The 18840-nt window shown below is 69.2% G+C and carries 20 protein-coding genes; 14 read left to right on the top strand and 6 right to left on the bottom strand.

The annotated features are described in order from the left end of the window. Positions 1-22: 22 nt before the first annotated feature. Genes J8I34_RS20520 through J8I34_RS20505 form a run of 4 tightly spaced genes read right to left on the bottom strand, consistent with a single transcriptional unit; the run spans position 23 to position 3444 of the window. The gene (locus tag J8I34_RS20520; RefSeq protein ID WP_209806842.1) at positions 23-1261 is read right to left on the bottom strand and encodes a Rieske 2Fe-2S domain-containing protein; all 1239 of its coding nucleotides are present in this window, start codon (positions 1259-1261) and stop codon (positions 23-25) included. Position 1262: 1 nt separating this feature from the next. Further along, positions 1263-2267: an amidohydrolase family protein gene (locus J8I34_RS20515; protein ID WP_029048476.1), complete on the bottom strand. Its 1005-nt coding sequence runs from the start codon at positions 2265-2267 to the stop codon at positions 1263-1265. A 5-nt stretch (positions 2268-2272) separates the two neighbouring features. Then, on the bottom strand, positions 2273-2674 hold the full coding sequence (locus J8I34_RS20510; RefSeq protein ID WP_209806841.1) for a RidA family protein: 402 nt from the start codon (positions 2672-2674) through the stop codon (positions 2273-2275). A gap of 11 nt (positions 2675-2685) precedes the next feature. Further along, entirely contained in the window at positions 2686-3444 is a 759-nt protein-coding gene (locus J8I34_RS20505) for a GntR family transcriptional regulator (protein ID WP_084402498.1), read from the bottom strand. 470 nt (positions 3445-3914) lie between these two features. Here J8I34_RS20505 and J8I34_RS20500 point away from each other — a divergent pair, with 470 nt between their 5' ends. The 13 genes from J8I34_RS20500 to J8I34_RS20440 all read left to right on the top strand — a co-directional run bounded on the left by J8I34_RS20500 (position 3915) and on the right by J8I34_RS20440 (position 16655). After that, a complete protein-coding gene (locus J8I34_RS20500; protein WP_209806840.1) occupies positions 3915-6077 on the top strand; it encodes an acetate--CoA ligase family protein in 2163 nt (720 codons plus the stop codon). Positions 6078-6087: 10 nt separating this feature from the next. Then, entirely contained in the window at positions 6088-7293 is a 1206-nt protein-coding gene (locus tag J8I34_RS20495) for an acyl-CoA dehydrogenase family protein (protein ID WP_029048480.1), read from the top strand. Between the two features lie 14 nt (positions 7294-7307). Continuing rightward, positions 7308-8447, top strand: coding sequence for an acyl-CoA dehydrogenase family protein (locus J8I34_RS20490; RefSeq protein WP_209806839.1), 1140 nt, complete (start codon positions 7308-7310; stop codon positions 8445-8447). 42 nt (positions 8448-8489) lie between these two features. Further along, a complete protein-coding gene (locus tag J8I34_RS20485; protein ID WP_029048482.1) occupies positions 8490-9470 on the top strand; it encodes a Bug family tripartite tricarboxylate transporter substrate binding protein in 981 nt (326 codons plus the stop codon). 19 nt (positions 9471-9489) lie between these two features. Beyond that, positions 9490-10653 (top strand): thiolase family protein, encoded by a 1164-nt coding sequence (locus J8I34_RS20480; protein WP_029048483.1) that lies wholly within the window; start codon positions 9490-9492, stop codon positions 10651-10653. Positions 10654-10657: 4 nt separating this feature from the next. Continuing rightward, the gene (locus tag J8I34_RS20475; RefSeq protein ID WP_051320551.1) at positions 10658-11077 is read left to right on the top strand and encodes a Zn-ribbon domain-containing OB-fold protein; all 420 of its coding nucleotides are present in this window, start codon (positions 10658-10660) and stop codon (positions 11075-11077) included. Between the two features lie 16 nt (positions 11078-11093). Beyond that, positions 11094-12323 carry a CaiB/BaiF CoA transferase family protein gene (locus J8I34_RS20470; RefSeq protein ID WP_051320552.1) on the top strand — a complete coding sequence of 410 codons (1230 nt, stop codon included), beginning with the start codon at positions 11094-11096 and terminating at the stop codon, positions 12321-12323. 15 nt (positions 12324-12338) lie between these two features. After that, the gene (locus tag J8I34_RS20465) at positions 12339-13346 is read left to right on the top strand and encodes a DODA-type extradiol aromatic ring-opening family dioxygenase (RefSeq protein ID WP_209772391.1); all 1008 of its coding nucleotides are present in this window, start codon (positions 12339-12341) and stop codon (positions 13344-13346) included. Positions 13347-13409: 63 nt separating this feature from the next. Further along, complete coding sequence (locus tag J8I34_RS20460) at positions 13410-14072, top strand: RraA family protein (protein WP_195427601.1); 663 nt, start codon at positions 13410-13412, stop codon at positions 14070-14072. 5 nt (positions 14073-14077) lie between these two features. Further along, a complete protein-coding gene (locus tag J8I34_RS20455) occupies positions 14078-14740 on the top strand; it encodes an RraA family protein (protein WP_029048488.1) in 663 nt (220 codons plus the stop codon). Between the two features lie 2 nt (positions 14741-14742). Continuing rightward, positions 14743-15405: a 4-carboxy-4-hydroxy-2-oxoadipate aldolase/oxaloacetate decarboxylase gene (locus J8I34_RS20450; RefSeq protein ID WP_156914419.1), complete on the top strand. Its 663-nt coding sequence runs from the start codon at positions 14743-14745 to the stop codon at positions 15403-15405. Next, positions 15392-16183 (top strand): enoyl-CoA hydratase/isomerase family protein, encoded by a 792-nt coding sequence (locus J8I34_RS20445; protein WP_245176033.1) that lies wholly within the window; start codon positions 15392-15394, stop codon positions 16181-16183. The genes J8I34_RS20450 and J8I34_RS20445 overlap by 14 nt, the downstream gene beginning before the upstream one ends. Before the next feature lie 28 nt (positions 16184-16211). After that, positions 16212-16655, top strand: coding sequence for a PaaI family thioesterase (locus J8I34_RS20440; RefSeq protein ID WP_245176032.1), 444 nt, complete (start codon positions 16212-16214; stop codon positions 16653-16655). Between the two features lie 63 nt (positions 16656-16718). Here J8I34_RS20440 and J8I34_RS20435 read toward each other — a convergent pair whose 3' ends face one another. Together J8I34_RS20435 and J8I34_RS20430 are read right to left on the bottom strand one after the other, a co-directional pair. Further along, entirely contained in the window at positions 16719-17063 is a 345-nt protein-coding gene (locus tag J8I34_RS20435; RefSeq protein WP_348635722.1) for a hypothetical protein, read from the bottom strand. A 6-nt stretch (positions 17064-17069) separates the two neighbouring features. Beyond that, positions 17070-18044, bottom strand: a complete 975-nt coding sequence (locus J8I34_RS20430; protein ID WP_209772402.1) for a GlxA family transcriptional regulator — start codon at positions 18042-18044, stop codon at positions 17070-17072. 170 nt (positions 18045-18214) lie between these two features. On the opposite strand from J8I34_RS20430, the gene J8I34_RS20425 reads away from it, so the two are divergent. Further along, entirely contained in the window at positions 18215-18823 is a 609-nt protein-coding gene (locus tag J8I34_RS20425; RefSeq protein ID WP_209806838.1) for a cysteine hydrolase family protein, read from the top strand. Positions 18824-18840 lie beyond the last annotated feature (17 nt).

The raw sequence follows: 18840 nt of genomic DNA, 5'->3' as shown, positions 1-18840 counted from the left end.
GCTTGTCGTAGGCGTGTGCGTTTCAGCCCGCCTGGGTCAGCACGCGCCAGTCGGTGCCGGCGGGCAGCACCCCGCCGACCGATACCGCTTGCGTGTAGTCGAGCTCGGGGTTGTCCGCCAGCGTGGGGGTCTTGCCGGCCATGAACTCGCGCACCGACTTCAGCAGCGCCTGGCGCACGCGCAGCACGGCGCCGTCGGCCGAGCACAGCTGTTCGGTGGTCCGGTCGGCGATCGGGCCCTGCCCCAGGAACATGGCGAAGTCTTCGGTCCCCAGGTGCTGCGGAAAACCGGTGGCGTGGCCGCGGCGCATCAGGTCGCGGTTCTGGCCCCAGTTGTTGTCGGGGCCGCCCGGCGGCAGCGGCGGGAAGTTCCACACGTCCGGCGTGGCCGACATCACCGTCATGCCCAGCGGCCGGTGCGGGTTGAAATGGACGAACCAGGCGCGGTGCGTGACGTCGTCGACCGGCGTCGAGAAGAACACCGTGCCGGGGCCCTTGGCGTCGGGGGCGCAAATGATGCCGTACCACGGCATCACGAAATTGTTGACGCGGGCATAGACCTTGTCGTCGGCCAGGGGGCGGATGGCGGCGTAACGGTAGCCGTAGGGCCGGTCTTCGAACTCCAGCCGTGGCGCCAGGGCCTGCGTCATGTGCAGGCGCTCGTTGCCGGAGCCGGCGGTGATCTGCGTGGTGGACTCGTGCAGCACGCCGACGTGCGAGGAATCCATCGAGGCTTCCACGCCCTGTACCCAGTTGGTCGGCACTTCCTGGCTGGTGACCGAGCGCTGGTCTTCCGGCAGGCTGGTGAAAGGCAGGTCGGGGAACTTCGGTGCTTGCTCGCCCTTGCCCAGCCACACCCAGACGATGCCGCCGCGCTCCTCCACCGCATAGCGGTTGACGCGCACATGCTTGCAGAACTGCGCCTGGTCGCCGGTGTGGTTGGGCGCCTCCACCACCTCGCCGCGGGTGTTGAGCTTCCAGCCGTGGAAGATGCAGCGCAGGCCGTTGTCTTCGTTGCGGCCCATCAGCAGCGAGGTCTTGCGGTGCGGGCACAGCTCGTCGACCACGCCCACGCTGCCGTCGGTCGCGCGGAAGGCCGCGTAGTTGCTGCCCAGCAGGCGCACGCGCACCGGCGCGCCGTCCGCCACCAGCCTGGCCGACGGCACCGCCGGCAGCCAGTAGTGCTGGCGGATCATTTCGCCCATCGGCGCGCCGCCTTCGACGCGGGTGAGCAGGTCGTTGTCTTCGCGGGTCATTGCCATGTCAGCACTCCTCGTCCTTGCGGAAGGCGCGCGAGTAGAGACGGGTGCAGTTGCACTCGAAGATGTTGCGGCGCTGTTCCTCGGTCAGCCAGTCGATGCTTTCGATCACCGGCTTCATGTCGTCGAAATCGCGGCCCGAGACCGGGTCGCGCGCGCTGCCCGTGCCGGGCTTCTCGGTGCCGAACAGCACGTTGTCGGTGCCGGCCACCTTGAGCAGCAGCTCGATTGCCTCGCGCGAGTAGTTGCAGGTGTCGAAGTACAGGTGCCTGAGCTGGTCGTCGAAGCTGGTGGCTTCGCCCTTGCGCACGTTCCACGCGCGGAAGCGGCCCATCTGGTAGGGAATCGCGCCGCCGCCGTGCGCCACCACGATCTTCAGGTCGGGGTACTTGTCGAACACCTTGGCGCCCAGCAGCGAGACGATGGCGATGCTTTCCTCGTTGATGAACTTCAGCGTGTACGACTCGCGCGCGCTGCAGCTGCCCGCGGAGTGGATCAGGCCCGGCACGTCCAGGCGCGTCATGGCGTCGTAGAGCGGATACCAGAACGGGTCACCCAGCCCAGGCGGGGTCGGGCCTTCGCCTTCGGTGGGATCCGGATTGATCAGGCAGCCGACAAAGCCCAGTTCCTTGACGCAGCGTTCCAGCTCGGGCACCGCGCGCAGCGCCGGCGATTCATCCATGTACTGGGGCAGGCCCGCCACGCCACGGAAGCGGTCGGGGAACAACTCGACAAAGCGCGCGATCAGGTCGTTGCAATGGCGCGACCACAGTTCCGTGACGCGGCCGGGCTTGACCGAGTGCATCTGCAGGTAGGGACGCGGGGAAATGAACTGCACGTCGGTGCCGACGTTGTCCATGCTGCGCACCAGCTCCTCGGCCACCTTGCGCACCGATTCATCGGGGATGCGCGGCGTGGTCGAGGGATTGGCGCGGCCGCCGACCAGTTCCGCCATGTAGCGGAAGCTCTCGGGGGGCATGACGATGTGGGCGTGGGAATCGATGATCATGGGTTTCAGCCTTGGGTATCGCTGGCCACCACGGCCAGGCATTCGAGTTGCAGCAACATGCCGTGCTGGAGGTCGTGCACGACGATGTGCCGCGCGGGGCGATCGCGCGGGTCCGGGAAGCGGCGCAGCCATTCGCCGTTGATGGCATCGCGCACGCTGTCGTCCTTCACGTACACGGTGAGCTTGAGCACATCGCCAAGCGAGGCACCGCCGGCATCGAGCACGCACTGCAGGTTGTGGAAGGCGAGCGCGGCCTGCGCGGCGGCATCAGGCGGCAACTCGCCGCTGCGTGCGTCCTTGCCGGCGATCGCCGACGTGCAGATCAGGTTGCCCACGCGCGCGCCGACCGGGATCGGAGCCTTGTGCGCGAGGCCGGGAACATCGAGTGAGCGGAGCGGACGGGTCATGGAGTCCTCTGTCAGGAGATTTCGGCGCCGTGGTCGCCGTCGAAGAAATGGCGGGGAACGGTGGCCAGGAATTCGGAAAAGCCGGTGGTGCCGGCCGGCACGTGCAGCAGCATGGCCTTGCCGGCCTGTGCCTCGTCGCCGGCCTGGATGGCGCGGGCGATCTGCTGGTGGTCGTGCAGCGACCTGGCGATCTGCGCCGGGCTGATGAAGTCGCGCGTGCGATAGCGCTGCAGGCGCCGGCGCGCGTGGCGGATGTGGTCGGCCAGGTAGTCATTGCGGCTGCCGGCATAGATGGCCTCGTGGAACACCACGTTGGCGGCCGCGTATCCGGCGGCGTCGCCGCTGTCGGCGGCCGCCTGGCAGCAGCGCAGGCCTTCGTCGAGGGCCGCCTGCACGGTTCCGTCGATGCGCCGCGCGGCCAGCCTGGCGCTCAGCGATTCCAGTTCTCCCACGTATTCGAGCATCGCCCGCACCTTGGCGATCGACATGCGCGCCACCGTGGCGCCCTGGCGCGGCGACATGCATACCAGCTCGCGCGCGGCCAGTTGCTGCAGCGCCTCGCGCACCGGCGTGCGCGACACGCCGAAGCGGTCGGCCAGTGCGCGCTCGTCCAGCAGCGCGCCCGGCGGCAGCACACCCTTCTCGATTTCGTCCTCGAGCGTGGCCCGGATGTCGTTGGCCAGGCCGGCACGCGCCGGCGCATCAGCGGCGGCGGTGCCATGGCCTGCCGCCGGGGCGGGCAAGTGTGGGTGGAGTGCGTGCGAAGTCATTGGTGTTTCTGCCGGTCGGCGCAAAGCAAGTCTGGTTGCGAAAAAATATACAACACATGATTTGTGGTATGCAAATAAAGATTTCAGGCATTCTGCTTCGGTGGGCCCGATACGCCGCTGGCAACGCCCTGGCGCCATGCCCGCCGGCGGGCGCCCGCGCCGCCTCCACCACCTGCCGTGGCGGCGCGGCATCGCCGCCAATGCCTTTGCTGGCGCGGAAAAGGCGTCCTAATCTGTTGCTGCGGGAGAGGCCCGGCGTGCTGTGTCTTCGGCGCCGCGCCGTCCGCGGGCCGGCAATCTTCGCCTAGGGAAAACACCAACCAAAGAATGCCAAGAATTTTATGTGGTGTGTTGAAATTGGTATTCTGGTATGCCAGAATGAACTCAACGAACCTGATTCACGAACCAACCACGGCTGCGTGGGGCCTGCACGGCCCGGGCCGCAACATCCAACAGGAAGCTGCAATTCCATGAACAGTCCCACTCCCGTCCCTGCATCCGAGCTGGTGCCGGTGGATCGCATCCTGAAGCCGCGTTCGATCGCCATCGTCGGCGCCTCGGCGGATCCGAGGTCGTTCGGCGGCTTCGTGCTCGATAACCTGGAGCGCTTCGGCTATGCCGGCGCCATCCACCTGGTCAGCCGCAGCAGCACCGAGATCAACGGCCGCGCCTGCGTGAAGACCGTGGATGAACTGCCGGAGGGCATCGACCTGGCCGTGCTGGCCATTCCCGAGGCCGGCGTGCTGGATGCGGTGCGCACGCTGGCCGCCCGCCGTGCCAGCGCGGCGGTGTTGTTTGCCTCGGGCTATGCCGAGACCGGCGACGAAGGCCGCGCGAAGCAGGAGGAACTGGCTGCCGCCGCGCGTACGGCCGGCATCATGCTGCTGGGCCCCAACTGCATGGGCTTCACCAACTTCGAGGCCGGCGTGCCGGTCACCTTCGAGCCGGTACAGCCGTATCCCTGCGGCGGCCGGCCCGGCATCGGCGTGGTGGCGCAGAGCGGCGCCATGGCGGCCAACCTGCGCGATGCCTTTATCGGCCGCGGGCTGCCGATGACGGCCACGGTATCCACGGGCAACGAGGCGTCGGTCGGCATCGAGGATGTGCTGTCGTATTACATCGCCGATCCGCAGACGCGCGTCATCGCGGTCTACGCCGAGCAGGTGCGCAGGCCGGGCCTGTTCCTGCAACTGGCGCGCGCAGCCCGCGCCGCCGGCAAGCCCGTGGTGATGCTGATGCCGGGCCGCAGCGCCCGGGCGCGCGAGGCGGCGCAGTCGCATACCGGCGCGCTGGCCGGCGACCACGCCACGGCGTCGGTGCTGCTGGCGCGCGAGGCGGTGGTGCTGGTCGACTCGCTCGACGAACTGTTCGACACGGCAGCGATCCTGCTGCGTTTTCCGGTCCCGCCCAGCGGCGGGCCGGCCTTTATGACCGGATCGGGCGCGATGAAGAACATCGCGCTCGACTTCTGCGACGGCCTCGGCCTGGACCTGCCCGCGCTGACCGCGCCGACCACGCAGCGCCTGACCGGGATGCTGCCGGGCTACGCCGTCGCCGAGAATCCACTGGACTACACCACCATCGGCGTGCGCCAGCCCGGCCTGATCGGCGACATCCTGCTTACCATGCTGGCCGATCCCAACGTCGGCAGCATCGTGCTGAGCATTCCGGCCGGCCCGCAGGTGGCCCAGCGCGACAAGGCCGAGCACATCGTGCCGGCGCTGGCCCGCGCGGACAAGCCGGCGGTGCTGGTGGTGACCGGCGACAGCGGACCGATCGAACCGTTCTTCGTGGAGGCGATCCGCGCCAGCGGCGTGCCGTTCTTCCGTTCGCCAGACCGCGCGCTGCGCGCGCTGGCGCGGGTGGCCGCCTACGGCGAGGCGCTGCAGCGTGCGGATCGTGCCACGCAGGGTGCGCCACGCGCGCTGCCGCTGCCCGGCCCAGTGCCGCCGTCGGGTGTGTTTGCCGAGTACCAGGGCAAAGCCTGGCTGGCCGGCGCCGGACTGCCGGTGCCGCAAGGTGGCCTCGCCGCCAGCGCCGATGAAGCCGTCGCGGTGGCCGCGCGCATTGGCTATCCCGTGGTGATCAAGGCGCAGGCCAGCGAGCTGCCGCACAAGAGCGACGTCGGCGGCGTGATCGTCGGACTGGCGGACGAGGCGGCCTTGCGTGCCGGCTGGCAGCAGCTGCACGACAACATCGGCAAGCACCGTCCCGGCGTGCGCCTGGATGGCGTGCTGGTCGAGGCCATGGGCCCGCGCGGGCTCGAGCTGGTGGTCGGCGCGCGGCGCGATGCCGACTGGGGGCCGGTGGTACTGGTGGGCCTGGGCGGAGTCTGGATCGAGGCGCTGAAGGACGTGCGCCTGCTGCCGGCCGACCTCGCGGAGGCCGACATCCTGCAGGAACTTGGCCGGCTGAAGGCGGCATCGCTGCTGCGCGGCATCCGCGGCGCGGCAGCGGTCGACACCGCGGCCATTGCCAGGGTGGTTGCGCTGATCGGCGAGCAGATGCGGGCCAATCCCGAGATTGCGGAGATCGACATCAATCCGCTGGTGGCCTATCCCGATCGCGTGCTGGCGCTGGATGCGCTGGTCGTCCTGCAGCCGCAGGCGGTCCTCCTGAAGCCGCAGGCATGAGGCAAGCACCATGAGACTGACTTTTTCCCCCGCAGAAGAGGCCTTTCGCCAGGAAGTGCGCGCCTTCGTGAAGGAACACCTGCCTGCCGGCATCAAGCGCAAGGTCGAACTCGGCCTGCGGCTCGAACATGCCGACTACGTGACCTGGTTCCGCATCCTGGAAGCGCGCGGCTGGCTGACGCCGGGCTGGCCGGTCGAGCACGGCGGCCCGGGCTGGACCCACGTGCAGCGCTACCTCTTCGATGAAGAGACCATGCTCGGCGGCGCGCCGCGCATCATCGCCAGCGGTATCCAGATGCTGGGACCGGTGCTGATTGCCTTCGGCACGCCCGAGCAAAAGGCCAGGTACCTGCCCGACATCCGGCAAAGCAACACCTGGTGGGCGCAGGGGTTTTCCGAGCCGGGCGCCGGTTCGGACCTGGCGGCGGTGCGCACGACCGCCGTGCTGGAGCCCGACGGCAAGCATTTCGTCGTGAACGGTCACAAGGTGTGGACCTCCTACGCGCACTGGTGCTCGATGATGTTCGCGCTGGTGCGCACCGATCCGGATGCCGCCAAGCCGCAGGAGGGCATCTCCTTCCTGCTGATCGACATGAAATCGCCCGGCGTGGATGTGCGCCCGATCCGCATGCTCGAAGGCGGCACCGACCTGAACGAGTGCTACCTGGACAACGTGCGCGTGCCGGTCGGGAACCTGGTCGGCGAGTTGCACAAGGGCTGGTCCTACGGCAAGTACCTGCTCGGCCATGAGCGCACCGGCATCGCCGGCATCGGGTCGTGCAAGCAGCAGCTAGAGCGGGCACGCACGCTGGCCGTACAGCAGGGACTTGAGCACGACGCGGTGCTGCAAGCGCGCCTCGCGCAGTTCGAGATCGAGCTGCTGGCGCTGGAATTCACCGCGTTGCGCCTGCTGAGCCCGAACCAGCAAAGCCGCGTGCCGGCCGTCGAGGCCTCGATGCTGAAGGTGCGCGGCACCGAATTGCGCCAGGCCATCTATGAGCTGCTGGTGGAGATCGCCGGCCCGCATGCGGTGCCGTTCGACGAAGGCGCGCTGCTGGGCGAGGGCGGTGATGGCGGCGATGGCGCTGACGCAGCCAGTCCGCCGGAGCTCGCCGCGCTGGCGGCCAACTACCTCGATGCGCGCAAGCTGTCGATCTACGGCGGCGTCAATGAAGTGCAGCGCAACCTGATCAGCAAGGCCTTCCTTTCGGCCTGACACCGTACCCGACCATGGATTTTTCTCTTAGCGACGAACACCTGGCGCTGCGCGATGCGGTGCGCCGATTCTGCGACGGCGAGTATCCCGCCCACCGGCGCGGCGAGGCCGAGCCGGCCGGACTGGCCGCCACGCGCTGGGCCGGCATGGCCGATCTGGGCCTGCTCGGGCTGCCGCTGGCCGACGATGTCGGCGGCAGTGCACAGGGCCCCGTGGAAATGATGCTGGTGGCGCAGGAACTCGGCCGCGCGCTTGGTGGCGCGGGCTGGCTCTCCAGCGTGGTGCTGGCCGGCCAGTTGCTGGACGAGTCCGGCAGCCAGGCCCAGCGCCAACGCTGGCTGCCGGCGCTGGCTGCCGGAAAAGCGCGCATGACGCTGGCATGCAGTGAAGCCGATGCGCGCTATGACCTGTCCCGCGTCGCCACGCTGGCGCGGCGCGAAGGCGCGGGCTGGGTGCTGGACGGCACCAAGACCCTGGTGCTGGAGGCCGGCAGCGCGGACGTGTTCCTGGTTGTCGCGCGTACCGCCGGCGATGCCGACGACGATTCCGACGACGATTCCGGCCTCTCGCTCTTTCTGGTCGAGGCGGGCGCGTCCGGCCTTTCGCTGAAGGAATTCAGCACGCTCGACGGGCGCCGCGCCGCGCACCTCACGCTGCGTGGCGTGCGCGTAGCGGCCGATGCCCTGGTGGGAGAGGCCGGCGCCGCGCTGCCGCTGGTCGAAGCCGCCACCGACCGCGCCAGCGCCATGCTGTGCGCGGAGGCGGTGGGCGCGCTGGAGGTGCTGATCGACCTGACCGCCGAACAGCTCAAGACCCGCAAGCAGTTCGGTACCACGCTGGCCAAGTTCCAGGTGCTGCAGCACCGCATCGCCGACATGCTGATCGCGCTGGAGCAGTGCAAGTCGATGGCCTGCGCGGCCGCGGTGGCGGTGCTGGAAGGCGAGCCGGCGCAACGCCGCCGGCTGGTATCCGCGGCCAAGGTGCTGGCCGGCCAGGCTGGCCGCCAGCTCGGGCAATGGGCCATCCAGATGCACGGTGCCATGGGCATGACCGACGAATGCCGCGTGGGGCACTACGCCAAGCGGCTGATGGTGATCAACCAGCTGTTCGGCGACGTCTCGCACCACCTGCGCCGCTTCGGCGGACAAGCATAGCCGCGCGGACCGCGCATCCATAAAGATAAAAGGAGACAACGCATGGCCATTTTCAAGACCCTCAGGACGGTGTGCTGCGCGCTGGCGCTGGGCTTTACGCTGGCGGCCCACGCCCAGGACAAGCAGCCGATCCGGCTGCTGGTTGGCTTTCCGCCGGGCGGCTCCACCGATACCGTTGCCCGCGTGCTGGCCGACAAGCTGCAAGGCGTGCTCGGCCAGGTGGTGATCGTCGACAACAAGCCTGGCGCGGGCGGGCGCATCGCCACCGGCATGCTCAAGCACAGCGCCCCCGATGGACTGACCTACATGGTGGCGCCGAATGCCACCGCGATCTTCCCGACGCTGCTCTATCCGCCGGCAACGCTCAAGTACGACCTGCTGACCGACCTGAGCCCCGTCGCCGTGGTGATTTCCTACCCGCTGGCGCTGGTGGTGAGCAGCCAGACCGGCGTGAGCAACGTCAAGGAATACGTGGCCTGGCTCAAGGCCCACCCCAAGGAGGCCGTGTTCGGCAGCGCCGGCCTTGGCGGCCAGACGCACTTTACCGGGCTGCAGTTCGGCAAGGCAGCCGGCGTGCCGCTCAACGTGGTGCCGTACAAGGGCAACGGGCCGCTGGCGACAGACCTGATCGGCGGCCAGCTCGCCGCCGCGGTGATGACCGCCGGCGACATCCTGCCGCACGCGCGCGGCGGCAAGGTGCGCATCATCGGCGTGTTCAGCGCCAGGCGCTCGCCGCTGCTGCCCGATGTGCCCACGGTGGCCGAGCAGGGCGTCAAGGTGGATTCCGGCGAAGCCTGGACCGGCGTCTGGGCGCCGGCGAAGACGCCCAGGGCCGAACTCGAACGCATGCAGGCAGCGCTCGGCAAGGTGCTGGCCATGCCCGACGTGCGCAGCATGCTGGAAGAAAAGGCGGTGCTGCAGCCGGACTACCGCGACGCCGCGGACCTGGACCGCCTGCAGCGCAAAGAGCTGGCCTACTGGGGCCCCGTCATCAAGGCCAGCGGCTTCAAGCCAGAACAGTGACCCCTCCATCCATCCCGCTATGACTCTGAACGGATCCGCATACATCGTGGGGGCCTACGAGCACCCCACCCGCAAGGCCGACGATCTTTCCGTGGCCCGCCTGCACGCCGACGTCGCCCTCGGGGCGCTGGCCGATGCCGGCCTCTCGGCAAGCGACATCGACGGCTACTTCTGCGCCGGCGACGCACCCGGCCTCGGCACCACCACCATCGTCGAATACCTCGGCCTGCGCCCGCGGCACGTCGATTCCACCGAATGCGGCGGCTCGGCGCCGATCCTGCACGTGGCCCACGCCGCCGAGGCGATTGCCGCGGGCCGCTGCAACGTGGCGCTGATCACGCTGGCCGGGCGTCCCCGCGCGGCGGGCGCGGCGCTCTCGCTCAAGGCGCCGGACCCGGACGCGCCCGAGCTGGCGTTCGAGCTGCCGTTCGGTCCGGCCACGCAGAACCTGTATGGGCTGGTGGCACGGCGCCACATGCACGAGTTCGGCACCACCAGCGAGCAGCTGGCGTGGATCAAGGTCGCCGCCTCGCACCACGCCCAGCACAACCCGCACGCGATGCTGCGCAATGTGGTGACGGTCGAAGACGTGGTGAATTCGCCCATGGTCTCCGATCCTCTGCACCGGCTCGACTGCTGCGTGATGAGCGACGGCGGCGGTGCCCTGATCGTGGCGCGTCCCGAGATTGCCCGGCAGCTCAGGCGCCCGCTGGTCAAGGTGAAGGGCACCGGCGAGGCGCCCAAGCACGCCATGGGCGGCAAGATCGACCTGACCTGGTCCGCGACGGCGTGGTCCGGCCCCGCGGCATTCGCCGAAGCCGGGGTGACGCCAGCCGACATCAAGTACGCGTCGCTCTACGACAGCTTCACCATCACCGTGCTGATGCAGCTGGAAGACCTCGGCTTCTGCAAGAAGGGAGAGGGCGGGAAATTCGTCGCCGACGGCGGCCTGATCTCCGGCGTGGGCAAGCTGCCCTTCAACACCGACGGCGGCGGGCTGTGCAACAACCACCCGGCCAATCGCGGCGGCGTCACCAAGGTGATCGAGGCCGTCCGCCAGCTGCGCGGCGAAGCGCATCCCGCCGTGCAGGTCAAGGACTGCGACCTGGCGCTGGCCAGCGGCATCGGCGGCGCGCTCGCCTCGCGCCATACCGCGGCCACGCTCATCCTGGAAAGGGTTTGAAACCATGAGCACCACTACTACCACCAGCACCACCAACACCGCCGCGCGCAAGATCCCCGCGCCGCGCACGCTGCCGGAAAGCCTCCCATTCTGGGAGGCCGCCGGCCAGGGCCGCCTGCTGGTCAAGTTCTGCCTGGACTGCGGCGAGGCACATCACTACCCGCGCGACATCTGTCCGCACTGCCAGTCCCTGCGCACCGAATGGCGCGAGGCCAGCGGCCGGGGCACGGTCTATTCGCACAGCACCATGGGGCGGGCCGAGGCGGCCTACACGCTGGCCTTCATCCAGCTGGACGAGGGCGTGACCATGATGAGCAATCTGGTGGACTGCGATCCGCGCGAGGTGGCCATCGGCCAGCGCGTGCGGGTGGTGTTCAAGCCCAGCGACGGCGGCTACGCGGTGCCCATGTTCACGCCGGCATGACCTGAGAGAGTTGAAGATGGAAGACAACGCAACCAACCCGCGCCAGTCGGAACCGAAGCGCCACGGACCTTTGTCGCGCTTCACCGTGATCGACGCCTCGCGCGTGCGGGCCGGCCCTACCGCGGTGCGGCTGTTCGCCGACATGGGCGCGCGCGTGATCAAGCTGGAGATCCCGCCCGGCGCAGCCGGCGGCGACGACATGATCGGCGGGCGCGACCACAACCGTGCCGACTACGAGAACCTGCATCGCAACAAGGAAAGCCTGACGCTCAACATGAAGTCGCCGCAGGGCGTGGCGATCCTGCATGACCTGGTCAGGCGCGCCGATGTCTTTATCGAGAACTACCGGCCGGACGTGAAGCATCGCCTTGGCATCGGCCCCGATGCGCTGCGCGAGATCAATCCGCGCCTGGTCTACGCCAGCATCTCCGGCTTCGGCCAGGACGGTCCCTATGCGGGCTGGCCCGGCTTCGATTCCATCGCCCAGGGCATGGGCGGCCTGATGAGCGTGACCGGCAAGCCGGGCGAAGGGCCGATGCGGGTGGGCATCCCCATTGCCGACCTGTGCGCCGGGCATTTCTGCGCCATGGGCATCCTGACCGCGCTGCTCGAACGCGAAGCTTCGGGCCAGGGGCAGTGGGTGCAGACCTCGCTGCTGGAAGCGCAGATCGCCATGCTGGACTTCCAGGCCGCGCAATGGCTGATCGACGGCAAGGTGCCGGCGCAGAGCGGCAACGAGCATCCGCTTACCGTGCCCACGGGCGTGTTCGCCACGCAGGACGGCTACCTCAATATCGCCGCGATCGGCCAGACCATGTGGAAGCGGCTGTGCGAGGCACTCGAAGTGCCGCATCTCGTTGATGAGCCGGGCATGGGCTCGGACCCGGAACGCGTGCGCAACCGCGACGCGGTCAATGCGGCGATCGAGGCCGCGCTGCGCGGGCGTACCACCGCGGAGTGGACCGAGCGCCTGCTCAAGGCCGGCGTGCCGTGCGGGCCGATCCACAGCATCGACCAGGTATTCGCCGACGCGCAAGTGCGCCACCTGGGCATGGCATGGCCGATGCGGCATGCGGAACTCGGCGACGTCTCGCTGGTGGGCCAGCCCATGCGCCTGTCGCGCTATCCGCGCGAAGCGCCGCCGCGCATGGCGCCCGAGCAGGGCGGCGATACCGACACCATCCTCGCGGAGCTTGGCTACAGCGCGGCGCGCATCGCCGAACTGCGCGCGGCATACATCGTTTGATCGAAGGACATTCCCATGGCAAAGATCGTTGCCGCATTCGGCTCTTCCCACAGCATCATGCTGGCCGCCCAGCGCGAGGACTGGCAATACGGCTTCCCGCAGGTCGATCCCAAGAACCCGTATTACTTTGACCGCGCAGGCGAGCCCACCACCTACGAGAAGCTGCTTGCCGCGGCGCCGGCCGAGGCCGAGGCCATGGTCACGCCCGACCGCATGGGCGAACGCTACGACCGTGCCGAGGCCGCCATGGACGAGCTGCGCGCGCGCATCCGCGCCGCGCGGCTGGACGTGCTGCTGGTGGTGGGGGACGACCAGACCGAGCTGTTCCGTACCACCAACAACCCGGCCTTCGCGATCTACTACGGCGACACCATTCGTAATGCCAAGCGCGACACGGGCGCGAACGACGGCTGGTACAAGAAGGCCCGCATGGCGCGCCAGGAGCCGGAGGCCGACCGCGACTACCCCGTGCATGCGCCGCTGGCGCGCTGGCTGATCCGCGCGCTGTGCGACCGCGATTTCGACATCACCGCCATGGACGGCCTGGAGCGCGGGCAGTTCGAGGGCCATGCGTTCTCGTTCATCCACCGCCGCTACCTGCAGGACATCGACCTGCCCGTGGTGCCGATAGTGCCGGTGATCGTCAACACCTTCGACCCGCCCAACCAGCCCACGCCACGGCGCTGCATCCAGCTCGGCGCCGCGCTGCGCGAGCTGATCGCGGGCTATCCGGAAGACCTGCGCGTGGGCGTGCTGGCCTCCGGTGGCCTGAGCCACTTCGTGGTCGATGAAGCGCTGGACGAAGCCATCATCGCCGCGATCCGCAACAAGGACACCGCCTTCCTGGCTTCGCTCGATCCGAAGCAGCTGCAGGCCGGCAGCTCAGAGATCCGCAACTGGCTGATCGCGGTGGAAGCGGTGCGCGAGCTGGACCTGGAATGGGTCAGCTACGTGCCGGGCTACCGAACCCCCGCGCTGACCGGCACCGGGCTGTGCTTTGCCGCCTGGCGCACGCTGGCCTGAGGCGTACCGCATCCCGCAAGACAAGACAAGACAAGACAAGACAAGACAAGGCAAGACGACACCATGACCCAACCTGATTCCTACGTACAGCGCCTGCGCCGGCTCGATTGCTGCGCCGTCTCGGACGCACTCGACAAGCTGCAACTGCCCGGCGTGGTCACGGGCCTGCCGCAGCGCAGCGGCGCCGGCCGCATTGCCGGGCGCGCCATCACCGTCAAGCTCGGCACCGGCGCGCCCCCGGCGGGCCCGGTGCGGCACCTGGGCTGCACCGCCATCGAAGCGGCCGGCCCCGACCACATCATCGTGGTCGAGCAGCGCAGCGGCGTCGAAGCCGGCAGCTGGGGCGGCCTGCTGTCGCTGGGCGCCAAGGTGCGCGGCGTGGCCGGCGTGGTCGCCGACGGCCCGGTGCGCGATATCGACGAGGCCATTGCGTTCGACTTCCCGGTGTTCAGCCGGGGCCTGACGTCCTTCACCGCACGTGGCCGCGTGGTGGAGAAGGGCACCAACGTACCGGTCGAGATCGCGGACGTGACCGTGGCCGGCGGCGACTACGTGCTTGCCGACCGCAGCGCGGTGATCTTCATCGCGGCGCGCGATATCGAGCGCGTGCTCGACACCGCCGAGGCCATCGTCCTCAAGGAGTCCGCGATGTCGAAGGCCATCCTGGCCGGCACGCCGATCGGGCAGGTGATGGGCGGCAACTACGAACACATGCTGAAGGACTGAAGACCATGAGCGAATCAACGGACATCAACGTGGGCCGCGCGGCGCGGCTCGATACCGCCACCCTGAGCGACGCGCTCGACAAGCTCGGCATCGCCGGGCAGTGCTACCGCATCAAGCCGCGCGGCGACAGTTTCGCCATGGCGGGGCGCGCCTGGACGCTGCTGTATGGCCCGGCCGCCAACCCGCCGGGCACGGTGGGCGACTACATCGACGACGTGCCGCCGGGCAGCGTGCTGGTGCTTGACAACGGCGGGCGCGACAACGCCACCGTGTGGGGCGACATCCTCACCGAGATCGCGCACCGCCGCGGCATCGCCGGCACCGTGATCGACGGCGTGTGCCGCGACGTGGCGCTGTGCCGCCAGCTCGGCTACCCGGTCTTCAGCAAGGACCACTGGATGCGCACCGGCAAGGACCGCGTGCAGGTGGAAGCCACCAATATCCCCGTCAATATCGGCGACGCGCGCGTGCAGCCCGGCGACATCGTGCGCGGCGATGCCGACGGCGTGGTGGTGATCCCGCGCGAGCATGAAGCGGCGGTGCTGGACACGGCCGAGGCCGTCGAGCACGCCGAGAACGCGATCCGCGAAGCCGTGCGCGGCGGCATGCGGCTGGACGAGGCGCGCCGCCAGTTCCGCTATCACCAGCTGCAGACGAAGGGGGCATGAGCATGAAGGAACATGACGCAGCCAGCACCACGCGTGCTGATTTCGAGCGCGTGCCGGCGGAGGTCGCCGCGGCCGCTGCAACGCTGCCAACCGCTACGCTGCACGAGGCCGGCGGCAAGATCGGCGTGCTGCCGCCGGGGATCAAGCCGGTGGCGTCCCGCTTCCGCCTGTGCGGGCCGGCGCTGACCGTGCACTCGCCCGGCGGCGACAACCTGTGGCTGCATCGCGCCATCGAAGCCGCGCGTCCTGGCGATGTGCTGGTGGTCCATGTCGGCGGTGCCTACGAGCATGGCTATTGGGGCGAGATCATGACCACCGCCGCCAAGGTGAAGGGCCTGGCGGGGCTGGTGATCGACGGCTGCGTGCGCGATGGCGTGCTGCTCGACGAGATCGGCTTCCCCGTCTTTGCGCGCGGCCTGTGCATACGCGGCACGGGCAAGGACTATGGCGCCATCGGCTGGCTCAACGAGCCGGTGCTGTTCGGCGAAACCCGCGTGGAAGCCGGCGACCTGATCGTGGGCGACGCGGACGGCGTGGTGGTGGTGCCGCGGCGGAGCGCGGCCGACGTGGTGGCGCGCGCGCAGCAGCGCGAAGCCGCCGAAGCGGCGATTCTCGGCCGCGTGCGCGCGGGCGAATCGACCATGCAGATCTATGGCTTCCACTGACGGCATGAACAAGGCGAGCGCGCCGGGGCAGCCGCCCGCCCTCGTTATCGACGGTGCGGTGGCGGTCATCACGCTGCGCCGGCCCGAGGTTGCGAACCGCCTCGAGCCGGAAGACCTCGACCTGATGCGCGAGCACATCGCCGCCGTCAATGCCCGCGACGAAGTGCTGGTGCTGCGGATCGAGGCACAGGGCAAGCATTTTTGCAGCGGCTTCAATATCGGCAAGGCAGGCGGCAGCGATGCCGGCGAGCGCTTCGAAGCGCTCGCCAACGCGCTCGAAGCGGCGCGGCCCGTCACCATCGCGGTGATCCAGGGCGGACTCTACGGCGGCGCGTCCGATCTCGCGCTGGCCTGCGATTTCCGGCTGGGCGCGCAGGGCGTCGACATGTTCGTGCCGGCGGCGCGGCTGGGGCTGCTGTTCTACCGCGGCGGGCTCGAGCGCTATGTGGCGCGGCTGGGCCTGGCCACCGCCAAGCGCGTGCTGCTGGCTGTCGACAAACTCGATGCGGCGCAACTGCAGGCATGCGGCTTCCTCGACCACCTGGCCTCCGATCCGCAGGCGCTGCGGGCGCAGGCCGCTGCGCTGAGCGAAAAGCTGGCCGGCATGGCGCCGCTGGCCCTGCTGGGCATGAAGAAATACCTGAACCGGATCGCGGCCGGCACGCTCGACCCGGCGGAGATTGCCGCCGATATTGCGCGCGCCGAGGCGTCCGAAGACCTGCGCGAAGGCTCGCGTGCCTGGCTGGAAAAGCGCGCACCGCGCTTTCGCGGCTGCTGAGAAGAGAGGATCGGGAATGACATCGTCGATGACGCCGGTTGATATGGCCTCGGACAACTACTTCGCCAGGATGCAGCGCGGACAGGTGCCGCCGCCGCCCATCTGTGAATTGCTTGGCGGCAGCATCGGCGCGGTTGACCTGCAGGCGGGAACCCTGGAATCCGCCTATCACGCCACGCCGGCTTTCCTGAACCCGGCCGGCCAGGTCCAGGGCGGCATGCTGGGAGCGATGCTCGACGACGTGACTGCCATGTTGGTGACGGCCACGCTGGGCGAGGAGGAATTCTGCGCAACGCTGAACCTCAACCTCTCCTTCCTGCGGCCGGCCAGGACCGGCGTGCTGCTCGGACGCGCCAGGCTGGAGCGACGCGGCAGGAACGTCTGCCACGTCGCGGCGGAGCTGCTGCAGGACGGCCGGGCGGTCGCCACCGCGACGGCAACCTGCATGGTCGTCAGCCGGGTATCTGGCTGACCGGTGCGCGCGGAATGCGGATCCCGGTATGAGCCGGCGCTGCCAGGCCGCCGCCCCCGGCATTCAGCGCTTGCCGCCGGCTTGCGCGGCGAACGTCCGCCATTCCCGGAACACGGCATCGAGGCAAGCCGCGGTCGCGCAGCTGTCGCGCTTCCTGCGGAACGCGGAGATGTCCGCCTCGGTGATCGTGCCGGCCTTGAGCTGCCGCTGCTGGTCGGCATGGATGCGCTGGTAGCCCATCGAAAACAGCGCCGACTCGCAGATGAGCCGCTGCGATGGCACGCGGCCGGCCGGCGCAGTTGACGGGTCGCAGTCGATATCGGTGGCGGCATGGGCTGCGCCGGCGAGTGCAAGGGCAACGGCGCCGATGCAGCAGTGCATAAGGCGGAAGCGGAAGAAGCGGGTCATGACGACTTATGCAGCGGCGCGGGCCGACGGCGCCGTGGTGCCGAACTGCTTGCGGTAGGCGGATGGCGAAATGGCAAAGGTCTGGGCAAAGTGCTGGCGCAACGAAACCGCCGAGCCGAACCCGACCAGTCCGGCAATCACGTCGACGCTCTTGCTGGTGGTCTCCAGCAGCCGCTGCGCCGCGGTGAGCCGGTGGTTCAGCAGCCACTGCGTCACCGTGGTGCCGGTCTTGGCCTTGAAGCGCCGGGTGAAATTGCGCCGGCTCATGCCTGCCTTGTCGGCCAGCAGGTCCAGCGTCAGCGGCTGTTCCAGGTGCTCGATGGCCCAGTCGAGCGTGGTGCTCAGCTTGTCGGCACCCGCGGTCTGCGGCAGCGGCTGCTCGATGTACTGCGCCTGCCCGCCATGCCGGTGCGGCGCCACCACCATGCGGCGCGCCACGCGGTTCGCGACGTCCGCGCCATGGTCGCGGCGCACCAGGTGCAGGCAGCAGTCCAGCGCGGCGGCGGTGCCGGCCGAGGTCAGGATGCTGCCATCGTCGATGTAGAGCGAACGGCGATCGAGCCGGACCCTGGGATAGCGCGCGGCAAAGTCATCGGCCCAGACCCAGTGGGTGGCCGCCGGCCGGCCGTCGAGCAGGCCGGCCTCGGCGACCACGAAGGTGCCCAGGCACAGCCCGGCGATGCGCGCGCCGCGGGCGCTGGCGGCCTGCAGCGCCGCCAGCAAGGCCGGTGACGGACGTTCCGCGGGGTCGCGCCAGGCCGGCATGATCACGGTATCGGCCTGTTCGAGCGCGGACAGGTCGTGCTCGACCTCGATGCGGAAGCCCGACATGGTCCGGATCAGGCCGGTCTGCTCGCCACAGATCAGCAGCCGGTAGCGCGGCACGCCCAGCATGGCGAGATCGTCGCCGAACACGATGCAGGGCACCGACAGGTGGAACGGGCTGATGCCTTCGAAGGCAATCACGGCGACGGTGTGCATCGCTTCCTCGCAAGCAGGGGCGTCTGAAGTTGGCCCGATTCTAGCGGATGTTGTCCATCGGGACGCTTTCGGGTCGGCGGCGGTCGATGGAAACTGCGTGCAGCGATGTGGCCGCGGCGGCTGTCCCGCCAGGCAAGCGCGCTCTCCTTCCCATCACGACGAGGACAACGATGACACACCCGACGATCCGCACCCTGGCCGGCGCCAGCGCCCCGACCGCGATCGCAGCCGCCAGCACGGCGCTGCTGGTGATCGATTTCCAGAACGAGTACTTCGACGGCAAGCTGCCGATCCCGGACGGCGCGGCCGCGCTCGGCAACGCCCGGCGCCTGGTCGCGCATGCGGACGCCGCCGGCATTCCCGTCGTCCACGTCCAGCACCTGGCGCCGGCGGGCAGCCCCGTCTTTGCGGAGCAGGGCGCCAGCGCGGAGTTCCACCAGGACCTGCGTCCCGCGGGCCACCACACGGTGGTGCGGAAGACTTCGGTCAGCGTGTTTCCCACCACCGACCTGGACCAGCGCCTCAAGGCCGCCGGCATCAAGACGCTGGTCATCACCGGTCTGATGACGCACGCCTGCGTCGCGGGCGCCGCGCGCGATGCGGTGCCGCTGGGCTATGGCGTGATCGTGGCGGAAGACGCCTGCGCGACGCGCGACCTGGACCGGCCCGGCGGCGTGGTGCGGCATCGTGACCTGCACCAGGCTGCGCTGGCGAGTATCGAAGACACGTTCGGGGACGTGCTGACGACGGAGCAGGTGCTCAAGCTGCCGGTGGTCTGACAGCGGGGGACGCGCGC

Origin of the sequence: Cupriavidus phytohabitans, assembly GCF_017815025.1 — a bacterium.
In the GTDB taxonomy this organism is placed as follows: Bacteria; Pseudomonadota; Gammaproteobacteria; order Burkholderiales; family Burkholderiaceae; genus Cupriavidus.
Note: the sequence above shows the minus strand (reverse complement) of the source record. Positions and strands in the feature narration are given on the sequence as shown.